Below are 16,403 nucleotides of genomic sequence, written 5' to 3'. Positions count from 1 at the left end.
GGCCATGGCTGGCAAGCCATGGCTATTCCCCCGCAAGGTCAGGCCAAGAGCAGCACGAGCACCATGCCCCAGATGGTCAGCAGCGTGTTGCCGACGGCGTAGGTCACCGTGTAGCCGAGGCCGGGGATCTGGCTTTTCGCTCGATCATTGATCATGCCGAGAGAAGCCGTCGTCGTTCGCGCGCCAGAGCAGCAGCCGAGCAGAATGGCCGGGTGGAAGCGGAAAATGTACTTGCCGACATACATGGACAGGATCAGCGGAACCGTCGTCACGGCGATACCCCACAGGAACAGGCTGAAGCCGAGCTGCTGCAGGCCGGCGACAAAGCCCGGTCCCGACGATATGCCGACGACAGCAATGAACATGTTGAGGCCGACGGAATTCATGAACCAGACAGTCGGTGAGGGAATGCGGCCGAATGTCGGGCGCACCGAGCGAAGCCAGCCGAAGAACAGCCCGGAGATCAGCGCGCCACCTGAGGTCGACAGGGTGAGCGGAACGCTGCCGATCTTGAATGTCAGCGCGCCTACGAGGGCACCGATCGTGATGGCCGCGCCGATGAAGGCGACATCCGCGACATCGGTCTGCGCGTCCGGGCGCCCAAGGTCCTTGGTCGCGGCGCTCGTATCCTGCGTGCGGCCGACGATGGTGAGGATATCGCCGCGATGAACCTTGGTGTTCGGCAGGATCGGAATCTCCGTGGCAGTCGCGCCACGGACGATCTTGCGCAGGAACACACCGCGAGCCGTCGGCCGCGCGGCTAGCTCAGCAAGCGTCTTGCCGTCCACCTCCTTGCTGGTGACGAAGACATCGACACCGTCGGCAGGGACAGCGAGCAGCTCCCGATCATCGACCTCATCCGCCACGCTGCCGATCAGATCTACCAGCACCTCCCGGCGGCCAGCCACCGCGACGATGTCTCCCGCCATGATCACGGTGTCCACCGTAGCGTCCTGCACCACGCCGGCACGGCGAATGCGCTCGACGAAAACGCGCTCCGACGGCAGCAAGCCCTCGGCCTGATGCGCCGTCATGCCGACGATCCTGGCATCGTCTTTCACCCTGTAGGCGCGCAGTTCATAGTTGTGCCACGCGGTGCCGGCTCCGCCGAGGACCTTCTTTCCGCCGTGCTGCTCCTCGTAGCGTTTGCATTCGGCTTCGAGGTCGATGTTCATCAGGGCCGGGCCAAGGAGGGCAAGGACGATGGCCGAGCCGACCGTGCCGAAAATATAGGTGACCGCGTATGCCACCGGCATCGCATCCAGCATCGCCTTGCTCTGCTCCGGCGGCAGTCCTAGGCGACCGATTGCGTCGGTTGCAAGCCCCATCGAGGCGGAGATCGTCTGCGAACCTGCGTAGAGCCCGACCGCGGAGCCGATATCATAGCCGGCCAACAGCGCGCCGAAATAGGCGGCACCCAGGCAGAAGAAGCAGACGACGACCGCGAAGAGTGCTTGCGGGATACCATCCTTCGCGATCCCGCGCACGAACTGCGGACCGACGCCGTAGCCGATGGCGAACAGGAACAGGAGGAAGAACGTTGACTTCATGGGCGGGGAGATTGTGATCCCAAGTTGCCCGATCAAGACGGCGGCAATCAACGTCGCCGTGACCGCTCCGAGCCCTAGCCCTTTGAAGGTGAACGACCCGAAATAGTAACCCAGCCCCAATGACAGAAATATTGCAATTTCCGGATAGGTACGAAGTGTACTGACAAACCACTCTATCATCGGGTCCTCACTTGTTTGACTGCAGGGTACGTGTCGAGACCTCGTCGCCCAACTCTGGCTTGGCGTGCTGTGGCTGAGTGATTAGGGCTGCGCGACCTCGCCTTTGGCCGCGCGATAGGCCTGCAGATAGCCGCGCGCGACAGCGCGGATTGCCCGGCCGATCGAGGTGTAGGCCTCATCGGGCAGGTTGGCGAAGGACACCCGCACGGACCAGTTGGGAGCCTCGAAGCCCGAACCGTTGAGAACCACGATGCCGTGGTCTTCCGCGAGCTTGAAGGCGATGTCGAGCGGATGGATGTTTTCCTTTACCCAGTCGGTCACGTCATTGCCGACGTATTTGCGCGCCCAGAACTCGTAGTCGATAATGCCGTAGTAGCGATCGAAGTACGGGCGCGCCTGGAACTCAATGCCCATGCCGTCCATGAGCTTGTGAAAGCGTTTTTCGCAGATCGCCATGCAGGCCTTCTGGTAGACCTTGTCGTCGTCGAGCATCTCGACGAGGCCGAAGAGCGACATCATCACCTGTTGCGGCAGGGAAAGACCAGCCGTGTGGTTGAGAGCCACATCGCGGCTGTCGGCCACGATACGGTCGATGAACTTCACCTCGCGAGGCTTGAGCGTTAGCGCCTTGTATCGGGCATCGAGCAACTTTTGCGTCGCCGCCGGCAAGGCCTGGATCATCTTGTCGAATATATTGTCCTGCGCGACGGCGACGACACCGAGCCGCCAGCCGGTGCAGCCGAAATACTTGGAATAGGAATAGACGCCGATGGTGTTGTGCGGCAGATGTCCCATCACCGATTCAAAATTCGGAACAAAGGTGCCATAGACGTCATCCGTTAGGATCATCAGATCAGGACGCTTCTTGTTGACGAACGTCACCAGTCGGCTCAACGATTCCGGGTCGAGGGCGACGGCCGACGGGTTTCCGGGATTGACGATGAACAGCGCCTTGACCGTCTTGTCCTCCAGCGGACGCAGGTCTTCATCAGTCAACTGAAAGCGATCCTCCGCCTCAGCCGAAACATGGATCTGCTTCAGGGCGTAGTCTTCGAGGTGCGGCATTTCCAGGTATGGCGTGAAGATCGGCGTCACCAGCGCGATCGTATCGCCGGAGTTCAAGAGGCGGGCGTTCTTCAACGCCTTGAAGATGTAGCACATCGCAGCCGTGCCGCCCTCGACCGGATAAAGGTCGAACTTGGCGCTCGGTCGGTGACCGGCGCACATCGCCCACATGAGGTATTCGTGGGTGATCGCCTCATTGTGAACCAGCGCACGATCGGGCACCGGGTAATGGTCGCCGATAATGGAGTCGGTCAACTCGTTGACGAAAGTGTCGGCATCGAAAGCGAACTTCCTGATCGCGAAATCGACAACCTCGTCGAGCGTCTCCGCGCCGGGTGTGTCGGGATCACCCTTGCGTTTCTCGACCCAGGCCTTCAGCCTCTTGTAGCAACCCTCGACGGGAGGCATGCCGGCGAGCCCCGCCTGCTCGTCGAAAGACACTCTTTTGCACTCCGTGAGCGCGAACTGGCCGAGCAGAAAGAAGGCTTCGCGGGCGCGTGTGGCGATCCAGTTCGGGTTTCCACGTCCAGCGTTCAGGTAGGTGCGGTTGGACTTGTCCGCCTGCGCCAACCGGATGAGTTCATCCTTGATTTCGAATGGGCTCAGGTCTTCGAACTTGGCGTAGATACCAGTGTCGGCCATCACAGTTTCCTCGCTCAACCAATGATTGGCGAATGGTGGCTCGTGCTACGTTGAGAAGGAAGTATGTTACAGGGCTGCTTGGCGCAACATACGGTATGCTACGTAAGGCGATCCACGCCTGCTACCCGTTGATGCATCGCGCAAGCTGCTAGCGCTGCTCGCCCTCAGCGCCGGCACGAAAGTAGAGCCGTTGTATCACGGCCATCATCAGCGCCGTCGTCCAGCCGAAGATGATCCAGCCATTTACCGCCTCGAACACCGCGACTTGCCGCCATTCCTTGCCGAGAACGATGTCGCCATAGCCGACCGTCGTGAAGGTGACGGCTGAAAAATAGGCAGCTTCCTCGAAGGACGGCAGGACCCCTGACATCGTGTAGAATATCCCCCACAGAGCGACGTCTAGAATGACCGGAACAAGGAGGTAGACGATCCGGACAACCGTGACCAAGGTTGCGTACTGCCTGAGAGACCTAGGATGTCTAGCCTCCAGCCGACGGAAGATGCGAAGCCCCACGGCCATGAACATGGCCTGTATTGCGACCGTGGCGACAATAAGGGCAGCCGCGATGAAGAGTTGTAACAGCACGCAACCTCCCGTATTTGCGCTTGTGCACGCGGCTATCGCTTCCGCGGCCGAAGAGGAAGACCGTTGCAAACGCGGGACTCTGCCAGCGGCATAGGGGTAATATACAGTATCATACCGCTGTCATTCTTCCATCGGCCGTATCATCGGACGCAACCTTCTCATGGCATTGGAGTACGGAGATGACATCGACACCGCATTCGATGAACGAAGGGGACCGGTTGGATTGCCAGCGTCGTGAACCCGGCGGTTAATCCGAACGATCTCACTGTCATGACGCTTTGACCCGCCCGTGCAAATGCAATGAATGTTCCGTGTCACCGTGAACGAGGTTTGATCTCCTCGGACCGCCTGAGCGATACGACGTTCCACTGTGAAAGTGCTTCGCCAAGTTCGCTGACAAGCGCCTCGGCCAGACCTTCATATTCCTGCCTGCGCATCTCTCTCTCATCGGGCGGGACGCCATCAAGTTGAGCAAGCGTCTCAAAAATCACCGAGAGGTCTTCACAGATGCCACGGAACGCTTCGCTCGCATGGAACAAATGTTGAATCTTGCGGACATGGTCAGGAAAATGAATCTCCGCTACAGCGAGAGCAGACATTGGCGGTGAATTGCTTTCTCTCCGGCTCATCAAAATCCCCGCCGCCGATTCAGCCTCAAGCAGACACCGTCATTGTATTGCAGATTTCAGGCACACTGACGTAAGATACGCGAACATACCCGCTCGCACCCCCACGCCTGCTCGCTTCATGGACCAGATACAGCGCCGATCGCTGACATTGCGCTGGTATCGGCGGGATTTCCAGTCCGAGCCTACAACAACACAGCGGCGTTTCTGGACCAGCTTCCGCTGTCTGGCAGAGCGTGCCTGGTGAAAGTGATGAGAATGGCGAAGCTCGAGGGCTTTTAGTTACTCGAGGCTCGATCTCATCGACATCCCCAATAAAACTACTCTAAGCTGCATTCAACAAAGGCATTGAAACTTATTATATAAAGGCTATTGTCAATTAGGGTGCGCTAAAAAATAATTGCGTGATCGTGTCGGAGGGGCATCATGAGCAACGCAAAAGCCGAGCCGCTGAACGACCAAGGACCCAAGATCGAAGATATCCTGCAGCAGATGGAGCGTATTCTCGTGAGCAACGAGTTTCACTCGCCTGACCGCGGCAGGAAGTTCTTTCAGTTCGTTGTGACAGAGACACTCGAGGGACGATCCCAGTTCCTGAAGGCCTTCACAATCGCAAACGAGATCTTTGGCCGACAAAGTTCGTTTGACGCCCAGAACGATCCGGTCGTCAGGATAGAGGCTGGACGAATTCGACGAGCTCTGGAGCGCTATTACCTTGTCGCCGGCCAGTCGGATGCGATCGTCATCACGATCCCTAAGGGCGGATACGTTCCGCACTTCGAAATCACGCAAGGCGCGTGCTTGGGAGAACAACCGCCACATGATGTGGGAGGCACGGACCTGCTGCCCCCGGGCGATGGTCGCCTTTACCGAAGGCGATGGATCGCCGGGCTGGCGATCGGCATGCTGGTAGCCGTGTCGGCGGCATGTATGTATGTCGGCGCGGCAGCAGGCACCTTCAAGTGGCACCGGAGCGTGGCCGATCTACAGTCGACGGGCGCGTCCGAGCCGATCGTCATTGTCGGCATTTTCCAATCCGACGATCCCGATGGTCGCACATCCGATATTGCGCAGGCCCTTCGAGACGAAGTCATCGGTCAGCTTGCGACCTTCAATGACATTGTCGTTGTCGCCGATCCATCCAGAGCCGACTATACAAACGGAGTGAGCTACAGTTTGCAGGGCAGCGTTCGGCGCAATGGCGATAATTTGCGCTCGATTCTGCGCCTCGTCCGTCGCTCCGATGCGGCGGTCGTCTGGGCAAACAACTACGACGCCGATCTTCGCGTCAGGAGCATCCTACAAATCCAGGCAGACATCGGCCAAGAGATCGCCGTCGCGATCGCGCAACCGTATGGCGCCGTTTTCACATCCACCAGTGACGATCCGACACGGTCCGTGGCAGCAGGTATTTCCCAGTGTACCTCGGCATATTACAGCTATCGAAGGGCGATGGACCTGCAAAGCCATACCGCGGCGCGCGAATGCCTTGAGCACGCCACCCTGCTCTCTCCTCAGAACGCCACCCCATGGGCGCTGCTTTCGCTCGTCTATATCGATGCGATGCGATTTCGCTACAAGCTTGGTACGGCAGCCGATGCCGACATGATGAAATTCGCCGCGGATGCCGCGAAGCGCGCCACCTCGATCGCGCCGGACGATCCGCGGACGCTCGAAGCGAGCATGCTGGTCAGCTTCTTCAACAACGACATTGAAGCGGCGCTAAAGGCCGGAGCTTCCGCCTACGCGCGCAACTCGAACGACGCGGAGGTCGCGGGCGAGTATGGCCTTCGGTTGGCGATGTCCGGAAAATGGCAGTCGGGCTGCGAGCTCATTTCGAGAGCCCTTAACAAGGGCGCGGGGCCCAAGGGCTACTACGAAGTTGGAATGGCGCTGTGTGCCTTCATGCGGGGTGACTTGCAAGCAGCCGAACTCTGGTCACGTATGTGCGATCTGGAATACAACCCGATGCACCGCCTGGTGCTCCTGTCGATCCTCGGCGCGCAGGGGAAAAACCTTGAAGGCAAGCAGCAGCGGGACTGGCTGAACGCCAACGCGCCCGAGATGATGAAAAACGTTCACCGCGAAGTGGCCCTTCGGCTGCATCGTGCGGAGGACCAGGAGCGTTTTCTAAATGGCCTTCGCGGGCTAGGGATTCCGGTGGAATCCGCAAGCGCGGCAACGCCAGGTTAAATTGAAGAAAATTTGCAAGCATCCGCTTCCGCACGCCTAGCGGGTCAAGGCGCTATCCCGATTTTCCGGGACCGAAGCGTGTTTCGCGATTTGCGTGCAGATCTCGGCTTGAAGATCCAGAATGTTGCGGCCTTCTGTCCACGACAGACACAAGTATGCAAACCCCGTGAGCTCGCTACTCGCTTTCGAAGGCACCTAGAAGGCGCGTTGTAGGCGGAAGAAGCCGCTTGTTACATCCGCGCCGTCGTCGGGATCGAGATAGTTCACGGTTGCCTTGGCATAGAGATTCTCAGCAATCCGGTAATCGACCGTGACGCCGACTTTCCAAGCATCGCCCAATCCGTCAAACGAGTCGGGAATGGCGCCATTGTCGGTATCGATGGCATAGTTGCCGAAATACTGAACCATCGGCGTCACGGACCACATCTCTGTTATCTTCCAGGCATATTCAGTGGCAATAGTCCATTCCGACTGGGCATAGTAGGAATTCGGCCCGGACGCCCAAATTGCTGCCAGGCCGAGAGTGCCGGGGCCAAGATCTGCGAACACCATGCCGCGGATCGCGCCTTCCGCGTTGTCCGTGTCATATCCGCCAATGACCTGATAACTGAGGCCGCCAATCTTGTCGCCGATACCGAAAGCGATACCGACATTGTTCGGTCCTTCGCCGTCCTTGTAGTATCCGTCTTCCAGCTCGTCGACACTCAACCCGGCATAGAAGTCGCCGCTTTCGTACTGATAGCGAATGGAGTTGTGTAACGTCTCGAAGCTCGACAGCACGTCCGGCTCGCCACTCAGATCATCGTCCCACCAACTGTAGAACAGTCCCGCGCGGACGCCCGCTATGTCGATGTAAGCCGAGTCCAGCGTGCCCGTGCTGGACGTGTTGTCGCCGTTGTTGCGCAGGACGATCACACCGGTCAGAGGACCATACTCGCTATCGCTCTTGGAACTGAATTCGACTTGGGCTCGCGTACGGGCGTTCCAGTCGGATGTGCCCCGCTCGTCAGGACCGCCATACACTTCGAAACGCAGATAGCCGCCAATTTTCAGGCAGGTCTCGGTACCGGGAATGTAGAAATAGCCGCTTCCGTACGCGTCGCAGACGCGAACATATTCCACAGGCTCCGGCTCAGCAGCAACAATTCCGTCGGCCGCCAGACAGGGCGCTGTCACAAGTGCTGCAGCAGAGCCAAGCAACATCAGGCGTATGGTCATCCGGCTCCCCCTAATGCTCCTCATAAAGCGTGATCGCACCCGTGGGCAATGGTCTCTCCGCCCCACAGCATCGTATCAGAAACAACGCCTTCAGATGCGTGTACGCTTATTAAATATTACTAACTTTTGCGTGCACGGCAACTTAGTGGAAGATCGCGCAAGACAGTAATGGCAAAGCGTGACGTTTCGGCAACAAAAGTGACGATGTGTGCCGTAGACGAGCAATCTACGAACAGGTGTATCTAACATTCTTACCAGCGATGTCGCTTTATGTTCATGTTGCTGATACTACCCATATAATTTTGGTTGCGGGGACCCGTAACCTCAAAGAACGCCTCGGCATTTCCGTCGATTTCGAGAACAACGGAACACACGGGACGGCACAGGCGAGCCGTCTCCATGCCTACGGTACCGCGAACGTCTACTACGACTTCCAATCGAGATTTGCGGATTCGCTGTCCGGAGCGAGGCTCGTCAGCGAACAGGACCCGCTCTGGGGTGGGATCGGCATTGGCGGCACCTTCAATTGGGGCGACGGCAAATACGTCCTTTATGATGAGGCGACGCTCAACACCAGCCTAAGCAATTTCCGGGGCAGCTATAGCCTAACAGGAAGAATTGGCTGAATGTCAGCAGGCCAATATCGACGCCGGAAACAAACTCGCGAACGCACGTCGTTATCTCCGAAGGCAGCTACGCTTCGCTCTTGAAAGGACTCGAACCGCCGATCCCGTAGTTCAGGCGCTAGGTTCGCATTAGATTCTTCCATCCTGACAACTACTTGCGCGATGTCAGAGCCAATAAGCTGCTGGAAGGGCTGGGACAAAAACTATCCTTCTCCCGCGACCCGAAATTCGCAATCGACGCCGGAATTGAGCGCAATACCGGTGTGTCACGGGGTTTCAAAGCGCAGATGCAGATGATCGGGCAGAGCGAATGTCACATTCATCAGAGAATCGGGCAAAGCTCCTGCAGTGTGTCCAGCACCAGTCGTTCGTTGAGCGGCTTGCTCAGAAACTTCGCTGTATCCGGCAGCGCACCAGACGGCGGCGTTACCGCACCAGAAGCCACGATAACGCTGATATGTGGCCAATGCTCGCCGACATATTTAGCCAAGTCCAAGCGATCCATTTTTCCCGGCATCTGGATATCCGTAAACAGCAGCTTGAGGGAACTGTGCTGTCTTAGGAATTCGAAGGCTTCATCGGCGGTCGAGGCTTCAATCACATGATAGCCCGCATCCGCCACGATGTCGGCCGTGTCCATACGGATCAGAGGCTCGTCGTCAACGACAAGAGCGATTGGTTGCGGCAGTGATGCGAAGGTATCTTTGTCCATGCACAGAAAGCCGCCGACAGGCGTTGCGTTCCATGAAACCTGAGGTTTATTCGTTGCCGGGGTCCTGCGAGATATCAGGCTTCTCCCGCGTTATAGGCATCGTGAAGGTGAACCGCGTCTCTGTGTCGTCGGAAGTAACGCTCAGCACGCCACCATGAGCCCTCGCGATCTCCGAGGAGATATGAAGTCCAAGGCCCAAGCCCTCTTGGCTTCCATTGCGGTCGCCTCTGAAAAAAGGCTCGAACAGGCTGAGCTGTGCGTCGGCCGGGATGGGGACGCCGCTGTTCGCAATCCAGAGTTCAAGGTGACCATCGGAAACGGACGCGGAGAGCCGGACGGGCTCATCAGGCTTACCATGTGTCAATGCGTTGGCGACGAGATTGGACACGAGCTGCGCGATCCGGCTCGCGTCGAATTCGATATCGTCCTCGATGCTGAACACCGTCTCCAGGGCGCGCTCTGGGTGGGCGGCGCGAAGCTCGTCCAATACCTGGCGCACCACTGGCTCAAGCGGCTGCACCTGGCTTGCGAGAACTAGGCCGCTGCCAAGGCGGACACGCGCGAAATCGAGCACGTTGTCGATCAGCCCCGACATCCTCGAGACGCTACCTTGCATGAGATCGAGAACGCCTCCGCCGCGCGGGGTCAGGGTCTCTTTTCTCAGAAGACGGACCGCCGCGCTCATGGAAGCGAGAGGGTTGCGAAGGTCATGCCCAAGGATGGCGATAAACTGCTCCCTGAGCTCGGAATTCTGCCGCTCCGTATCCAGTTCCGTTTTGATGGCGGCACCTGCCGCATCGGAGGCAACCCGCGCCTCTACGAGTTCACGTTCGTAGCGACGGCGCTCGACAGCCTGAAACAGCGTCACGCGCGTGAATATAAGCTTGCCCGCGTCGTCGCGGCGCTCCAGCGCATTTGCAAGGACGGGGAGCTTCTTGCCATCGGCAGTGATCAGGTCGAGGGCGACTTCGTTGAAGAATCCCTGCATACGAAGGAGCGGCGCGAAATGCGTTTCGTAGAAGATACGCCCCGCCATGTTCAGGAGGTCGCGGAGGCGCTTTCCAAGGAGTTCTTCCGCAGGGATGTCCAACCAGAGGGCCAGCGTCCTGTTGACCTTGACGATACGCCCGTCAGGCTGAAGCGACAAGTATCCGCATGGGGCGTTCTCGTAGAGGTCGTCCAGGTCTTCCGTCGGTGTCGGTCTGGCTGTATCTGCCGCCGTCATCAGACAAAACGCCTGATCGCCGAGATAACCTCGTCAGGAGCGCTGAGATTCGGGCAGTGGCCGCTCGCATCAAGCATCACCATCTCGCTGCCCGGAACCATTCGGTGGACGTATTCACCGACCTCCTCGGAGGCGATGATGTCGTCGCGACACTGGAGGATGATCGTCCTCGCCTTGACCTTGGGAAGGTCCGCACGGTTGTCGGAGGTAAAGGTCACCCTCGCGAACGCCTTGGCGATCTCCGGGTCAGTCCGGCAGAACGAGTTCGTCAGTTCCTGCCCGAGTTCCGGCCGATCCGGATTGCCCATGATCGCCGGGGCCATGGCGGCCGACCAGCCCAGATGGTTGTCGTCGAGCGATTCCAGCAGTTCGTCGATTTCGGCTGGCTTGAACCCCCCGACGTACTCGCCGTCGTTGATATACCGCGGCGAAGGACAGACCAGGATCAGCATGTCGAATAGGTCCGGTGCCTTCAACGAAGCCATGACCCCGATCATCGCGCTGACGGAATGGCCGACGAAGACCGCGTTCTTCAGGCCGAGTTCGCGGCCGATTTCGACAACATCGTCGGCGTAGCCTTCCAACGAGGCGTACTTGTCGCTGTCGTAGGCAGAGAGGTCTGACTGTCCCGCGCCCACGTGGTCGAACAGGACGGTGCGGAAATCGTCCTCGAAGGCGGGCGCTAAGAAGCGCCACATGTTCTGGTCGCACCCAAAGCCGTGCGCGAACATCATGGTACGCGCACCGCTACCGTGAGACTGGACATTATTACGGTTCAAAACTGGCATAGCTATCCCTGCCAGCTTCCTGCACTTTTTGCTAGTTCCCTCCGATCAAAAAGGTTCCGGCAGAACGTCGGCATTGCCTCAGGCCGCTGCCATCTCGCGCATCGACCGCATAACTGCCGCCGGGTTGTAAGGCTTGGGGAAGAACCTGCGGGAACAGGAATCGACGCGGCTGTCACGCCACGGAGTGCCGAGGTGACGATGATATGGATCGGCGGCCAGCGATCACACACTGCCGCCGCAAGCCTCAGTCCGTCCTGGAATTAAAGTGCATCGCAGTTTCGCCTGCAAAGGCGTGATCGACCGGAGCGTCACGATGGCCGCGTTGATTGCGTTCTTGCGGTCGTCTAGTGAGAGCATCATACGGACTGATACCTGTTTCCTCCGCGCCTGCGCGGCGGGCCATACCAGACGTCCCAGCGATCTTGCAGTTTGGCCGTTGAGTGGGTTCAGGGCGAAAGCTATTCCCATGACCCCACTAGGCGCGTTAGGGTCTTGAAAGGATTCGAACCGCAGACCGACTCTTTTGTTGAGGCTATTAGCATTCCCGATCTCACCATAGCCGATGGCAGGCAACCTACCTCCGAGCGCCTGACTGATTGGTCAGTGGCCAGTCAGCTTGCCGATTTCGGCCGAAAGCTGATCCTGCGTATATGGCTTGTCGAGCCGCGCAAAGTCGAGGCCCACACCGGGTGGCAACTCGGCATAGCCGGAGGCGATCAGGATTGGCAGACCCGGCAGAACGGCCCTGGCCGCCTTTGCAAGCTCACCACCATTCATACCCGGCATGGAGAAGTCGGTTATCATCATTCCTCAGGCAGTAGTTCTTCACCAGGGTTTGCATCAAATAAACGTCGTCTGGCCCAAGGGATGGCGGTCCCCTTCGGCATGCACTGAACATGACGTCCTCCGTGGTTCGGCACGGAGCGATCCAACCTCGATCCCGCGCTATTTCAATTGTTGGGGGTGATCTTCGGGCGCTTTTGGCATTAGAACGTTTTTAAACGTCACGTACCGAGTCCGCCATGCCAAGCCGTTACCGCTATTCCAAGCTCCTTCGCCGCTCCCGCGTGATCTGGGGTTCGTTTTCGCTCTGGAAGCCGCGGCTGGTTTTCTGGTGTGGGGCGCTCGCCATCGGCGTAATCAGCGTTGGTTTCGCCAAGCTCGCGGATCTGGCGCAGAACGCATTTGCATCACTCACCACTTCCGGTGAATGGAGCTTCCTGCTGCCGCTGTTGCTGACGCCCGCGGGCTTCGTGCTCTCGGCCTATCTGGCGGCGACGTTGTTTCCGAACTCGGGTGGAAGCGGCATTCCGCAGGCGATAGCGGCGCGGCACTTGCATGACGCAGAAGATCGGACGCGGCTGCTGTCGCTGAAGATCGCCTTCGGCAAGATCGTACTGACGGTGCTTGGATTGTTCTCCGGCGCCTCGATCGGCCGCGAGGGGCCGACGGTGCAGGTCGGCGCGTCGATCATGCTTGCTGTCGCCCGCTTCGGCGGCCTGGCGCAGGCGCGCGGATTGATCCTCGCGGGATCGGCGGCAGGTATCGCTGCGGCCTTCAACACGCCGCTCGCCGGGATTGTCTTTGCCATAGAGGAAATGAGCCAAACATACGAATCGCGAGCCAACGGGCTGGTGCTGACGGCCGTCATCCTCTCCGGCCTGGCCGCACTCGGGCTTTCGGGCAGCTACAATGATTTCGGAATGGCATCGGCGGCGCCGACCGAGCTTCGTGATTGGGGACTTGTTCTCATCTGCGGGGTCGGCGGCGGTGCGCTCGGGGCGGCCTTTAGCGGCTTTGCCCTGCATTTCGGCCAGAAGATCCGCCGCTGGGCGGAACCGCAACCGCTAAAACGCATGCTGGCACTTGCGGGAGCCTGCGGACTTGCAAGCGCTGTCATCGGCGTCGCATCCAGCGGCACGACCTTCGGCACCGGTTACGAGCAGGCGCGCGGCGCGGTCGAAGGCAACGCCTTGCCGCTGCTCTTCTTCGTCGAGAAGCTTGCTTCCGGCTTCCTGTCGATGCTGTCAGGCATTCCGGGCGGCATCTTCGCCCCGTCGCTAGCCGTCGGCGCCGGTTTCGGCAGCACCGTCGGCTCTCTGCTTGGCACCAGCATCGCGTTGGCGGCGATCCTGGGTATGGCCGGCTATTTCGCAGGCGTGGTGCAGGCGCCGATGACGGCTTTCGTCATCATTCTCGAAATGACCGGCGACCACCAAGCCGTGATTCCGATCATGGCGGTGTCGATGATCGGCTACGTGACCTCGCGCATCCTTTCACGCGAACCGCTGTACCATGGACTGTCGCGGGTGTTCATTGCGGCGGCTATCCGGGCGCGACGCGCGGCGGGGAAGGAACTGGAAACAACTCGAACGTGACACACTTGGCCGAGGACCATGCGCGACTATCTCACTGACCGGTATTCTACTCGCCGCGAACAGGACGGCTCCTGGACGATCTTCGATCTGTTAACCGGGCTCGCTGCGGACTACCACGGACGCCCAACAACTCAAATGCACGAGGACGGATCGAGGTCCCTGTGCATCGTCATGAATGCGCTCGACAAGCAACGGCGGCGACATACCTCGAAATAGCGCTCGCGGCGTCTTGGTGAGCGAAACAGGTCATATGGAGGAGCACACAATGGCGACATTCAGACGAAGAGCCCGTTGTGCCTCTGGCCAGCTTTCGATCACTACCGAGGGAGAGCCAGTCAAGATCTCCGCCTGCCACTGCAGAGAATGCCAGCGACGCACGGGCAGCGCATTCGGGTGGCAGTCTTCGTCGAACGTGAAAAGGAGGCAGTTTCCGGAGCCACTGGCAGCAGCGTGAATCGAGGGCGGCCGGTGACCCGCCCTCAGGCAGAGCGACTGCTTTGCAATCGTGGCTTTCGCGATATACACAGGGAAAATTGCCGAGGCCGGTTCTTCAACGAACAGTCCGTCAAAGTGATGGGCGCATTGTGGATATGCGGCGCACCAGTGCACGGTGTTAAGGCCACAAGCGTTTGTGGGCGGTGCTCGATGGCCGGGTACGGTGTGTACACGGCCCAAACAAAAAAAGCCGCCAGGGGGTGGTGGCGGGCCGCCTCACTAAAGACTTTACACACTACGGGAACTGGACCTCATCTCGGTCGCACCCAATAGACCACTAACCGCTGCAGGGTGCATCGGCTCCAAAAGGCGTAGCCACTTTTCAGAAGACCGTTTCCTGAACCAACCAACAAACCGGCAGCGCGGCCACCGCTATGGCGCCGAGCCAAACCGCTGCAAACTTGATAAGAAATCGCCGATTAGCTTTGCGTTGGTCCCACTCGTAATACATTGGCCGATCCCCGCATCTAGTAGCCTATGAAAACACCAGATCACAAGGGAGTCGAGTGCTGAACGGCAACACTCTAAATGGCTCTGAAAGCGAACGGACAGGCCTGTCAGACTGACTGACGGGCAAACTCTCGTACGAAGAATCCAACCTCGTTCTCTATTTCCAGAAGCAAGGCTTCGTACTGTTCGACGCTTCCAGAATCAGACTTCACAATCCGAAGCTTTCGCGCATTCAACACAGCCATGCTGTAGTGCTCACACATTTCCGAAACAGCCGTGCGAACTTCCGAATGTCGCGCAAATGGTCGAATTTCTGGGAGTCGAAAAGCGAGCAGTGCCCAACCGTGGGCGGCATGATCTATTTCGCTCGTTGATTTAGAGATCAATGGATCGTACCTCTCGGTCTGCGTAGCTCAAATTCACTTAAGAGTCTGACAGCTTTACCCACAACCTCGTTGCCACGTTGGGGGTCAGCGGCAACCTCGTCGCGGCTTCCCTCCAGCCGCACGGCTAGCTCTGACATGAACTTCCAAATCGGGTCTCCGTCATGCTGAGCAATCGCTGCCGTGATTTGCAGATGTTGAGCCAGACTGGTGAGGACAGCCGTTCTCTCGCCGATCGTCATTTGCTCAAAAGGCAAGGCATCAGCCATTCTTTTCCATCCGCGCCTTTTCGATAGCAGCAGAACGCGAAAGCTGAAGGCTGGCAGCCAGCCTGCACCTTAGATCAATTATCGAGTGGACCTTTGTGTGAACGCGCTCGTCGCTAGGAACTCCGCTGATGGCGTACTTATGGAGCTTGCTCTGAGCTGGCCGAGTGGTCTGCCTGGCATTGGCTGTGGCTTTCACGGGGGCGACTTTGTCTACAAGGCGATTGTCGATCATATCGGCTCCTACCTGAGGCAAGAGCGCATATAATCTCCCAATCGGCTCTGCCCGGAAAGAATAGGGCCGACGACAAAGAATACGCCATTCCACGCGAATGACCTAACGGTTATATCACCATGCTCATGCGTCGATCCCCTCAACTCCGAAACAATCGCCTCGGCCGCCGGGCGCCGCGCGCGGTTGGGTCAGAGATGGAAAAGAGCATGAGACGGGCCTCTACGTCGACGAGGGTATATTCCGTCACGCAACTTGGCTCTCCTGACGCGCCATAGGGCAAGTCGCAAGCATTGGGAGCATCAATCAGGGGAACGACAACCCATACCGGCAGCCCCGAGAAGCTTCCGCAAACGTCGCGACCGAATTTTCGGAGTCGTCGGATTTCTCGTTGTAGCGATGCAGGTGACCGAAGGCGTCATCAACAGCCTTGCAGTTGGCTCGTCCTGGGGGCAAGGGCGTGACTGCTGATTGCGGCTGAAAACTGACCCGGCATTTCCACCGAGAATTTCGACCTCAGGATGATCTGCGACTATCTGGAGCAACTAAGGTTTCGCTGCCGGCGACTATTTTGAGCGTACGGTTTTTTCAGAAGACTCCTGTGACCGAAGTCATCCGCTCACACGCGAGCCAGCCGGTCACATGTTTCAGCGGCGAAAGGACGGCGAGGGCGACGACCGACTCGACGGCGCCGACATGATCTGGCCGCCGCAGAAGGAAAGGCCGATGGCGGTTATCACCCAGAGCGTTGCCGCCGTCGTCAGCCCGCTGGCGAGAGCGCAAGATGT

At 58.7% G+C, this 16,403-nt stretch carries 13 protein-coding genes and 1 pseudogene; 4 read left to right on the top strand and 10 right to left on the bottom strand.

The window, feature by feature from the left end; translation table 11 throughout:
* Positions 1-38: 38 nt before the first annotated feature.
* The 4 genes from aspT to J5286_RS29935 form a co-directional block, all read right to left on the bottom strand.
* The gene (aspT, locus tag J5286_RS29950) at positions 39-1,730 is read right to left on the bottom strand and encodes an aspartate-alanine antiporter (protein ID WP_037185919.1); all 1,692 of its coding nucleotides are present in this window, start codon (positions 1,728-1,730) and stop codon (positions 39-41) included.
* A gap of 81 nt (positions 1,731-1,811) precedes the next feature.
* Positions 1,812-3,437 carry a bifunctional aspartate transaminase/aspartate 4-decarboxylase gene (locus J5286_RS29945; RefSeq protein WP_037185920.1) on the bottom strand — a complete coding sequence of 542 codons (1,626 nt, stop codon included), beginning with the start codon at positions 3,435-3,437 and terminating at the stop codon, positions 1,812-1,814.
* A 148-nt stretch (positions 3,438-3,585) separates the two neighbouring features.
* Positions 3,586-4,023 (bottom strand): potassium channel family protein, encoded by a 438-nt coding sequence (locus J5286_RS29940; RefSeq protein ID WP_037185921.1) that lies wholly within the window; start codon positions 4,021-4,023, stop codon positions 3,586-3,588.
* A gap of 314 nt (positions 4,024-4,337) precedes the next feature.
* Positions 4,338-4,652: a hypothetical protein gene (locus tag J5286_RS29935; protein WP_037185922.1), complete on the bottom strand. Its 315-nt coding sequence runs from the start codon at positions 4,650-4,652 to the stop codon at positions 4,338-4,340.
* 423 nt (positions 4,653-5,075) lie between these two features.
* Here J5286_RS29935 and J5286_RS29930 point away from each other — a divergent pair, with 423 nt between their 5' ends.
* On the top strand, positions 5,076-6,842 hold the full coding sequence (locus tag J5286_RS29930) for a hypothetical protein (RefSeq protein WP_209190718.1): 1,767 nt from the start codon (positions 5,076-5,078) through the stop codon (positions 6,840-6,842).
* A 195-nt stretch (positions 6,843-7,037) separates the two neighbouring features.
* Here J5286_RS29930 and J5286_RS29925 read toward each other — a convergent pair whose 3' ends face one another.
* On the bottom strand, positions 7,038-8,060 hold the full coding sequence (locus J5286_RS29925) for a porin (protein ID WP_209190717.1): 1,023 nt from the start codon (positions 8,058-8,060) through the stop codon (positions 7,038-7,040).
* 260 nt (positions 8,061-8,320) lie between these two features.
* Between J5286_RS29925 and J5286_RS29920 the strand changes: the two genes are divergently transcribed.
* The gene (locus J5286_RS29920) at positions 8,321-8,686 is read left to right on the top strand and encodes a hypothetical protein (RefSeq protein ID WP_209190716.1); all 366 of its coding nucleotides are present in this window, start codon (positions 8,321-8,323) and stop codon (positions 8,684-8,686) included.
* A 322-nt stretch (positions 8,687-9,008) separates the two neighbouring features.
* Here the strand turns inward: J5286_RS29920 and J5286_RS29915 are convergent, their stop codons facing one another.
* The 4 genes and pseudogenes from J5286_RS29915 to J5286_RS29900 all read right to left on the bottom strand — a co-directional run.
* On the bottom strand, positions 9,009-9,398 hold the full coding sequence (locus J5286_RS29915; RefSeq protein ID WP_209190715.1) for a response regulator: 390 nt from the start codon (positions 9,396-9,398) through the stop codon (positions 9,009-9,011).
* A 46-nt stretch (positions 9,399-9,444) separates the two neighbouring features.
* Positions 9,445-10,623: a PAS domain-containing sensor histidine kinase gene (locus tag J5286_RS29910; protein WP_209190714.1), complete on the bottom strand. Its 1,179-nt coding sequence runs from the start codon at positions 10,621-10,623 to the stop codon at positions 9,445-9,447.
* On the bottom strand, positions 10,623-11,411 hold the full coding sequence (locus J5286_RS29905; RefSeq protein WP_209190713.1) for an alpha/beta fold hydrolase: 789 nt from the start codon (positions 11,409-11,411) through the stop codon (positions 10,623-10,625). The genes J5286_RS29910 and J5286_RS29905 overlap by 1 nt, the downstream gene beginning before the upstream one ends.
* Before the next feature lie 600 nt (positions 11,412-12,011).
* Positions 12,012-12,218 (bottom strand): annotated as a pseudogene (locus J5286_RS29900) (hybrid sensor histidine kinase/response regulator); the annotation flags it as partial.
* Between the two features lie 215 nt (positions 12,219-12,433).
* On the opposite strand from J5286_RS29900, the gene J5286_RS29895 reads away from it, so the two are divergent.
* Both J5286_RS29895 and J5286_RS31810 read left to right on the top strand, forming a co-directional pair.
* Positions 12,434-13,789, top strand: a complete 1,356-nt coding sequence (locus tag J5286_RS29895) for a chloride channel protein (RefSeq protein ID WP_209190712.1) — start codon at positions 12,434-12,436, stop codon at positions 13,787-13,789.
* A gap of 175 nt (positions 13,790-13,964) precedes the next feature.
* Entirely contained in the window at positions 13,965-14,243 is a 279-nt protein-coding gene (locus tag J5286_RS31810) for a GFA family protein (protein ID WP_449090077.1), read from the top strand.
* A gap of 873 nt (positions 14,244-15,116) precedes the next feature.
* On the opposite strand, the gene J5286_RS29890 is transcribed toward J5286_RS31810, so the two are convergent.
* Complete coding sequence (locus J5286_RS29890; protein ID WP_209190711.1) at positions 15,117-15,386, bottom strand: hypothetical protein; 270 nt, start codon at positions 15,384-15,386, stop codon at positions 15,117-15,119.
* Between the last annotated feature and the right edge of the window lie 1,017 nt (positions 15,387-16,403).

Source organism: Rhizobium sp. 16-488-2b, from assembly GCF_017741815.1.
GTDB lineage: Bacteria > Pseudomonadota > Alphaproteobacteria > Rhizobiales > Rhizobiaceae > Rhizobium.
Note: the sequence above shows the minus strand (reverse complement) of the source record. Positions and strands in the feature narration are given on the sequence as shown.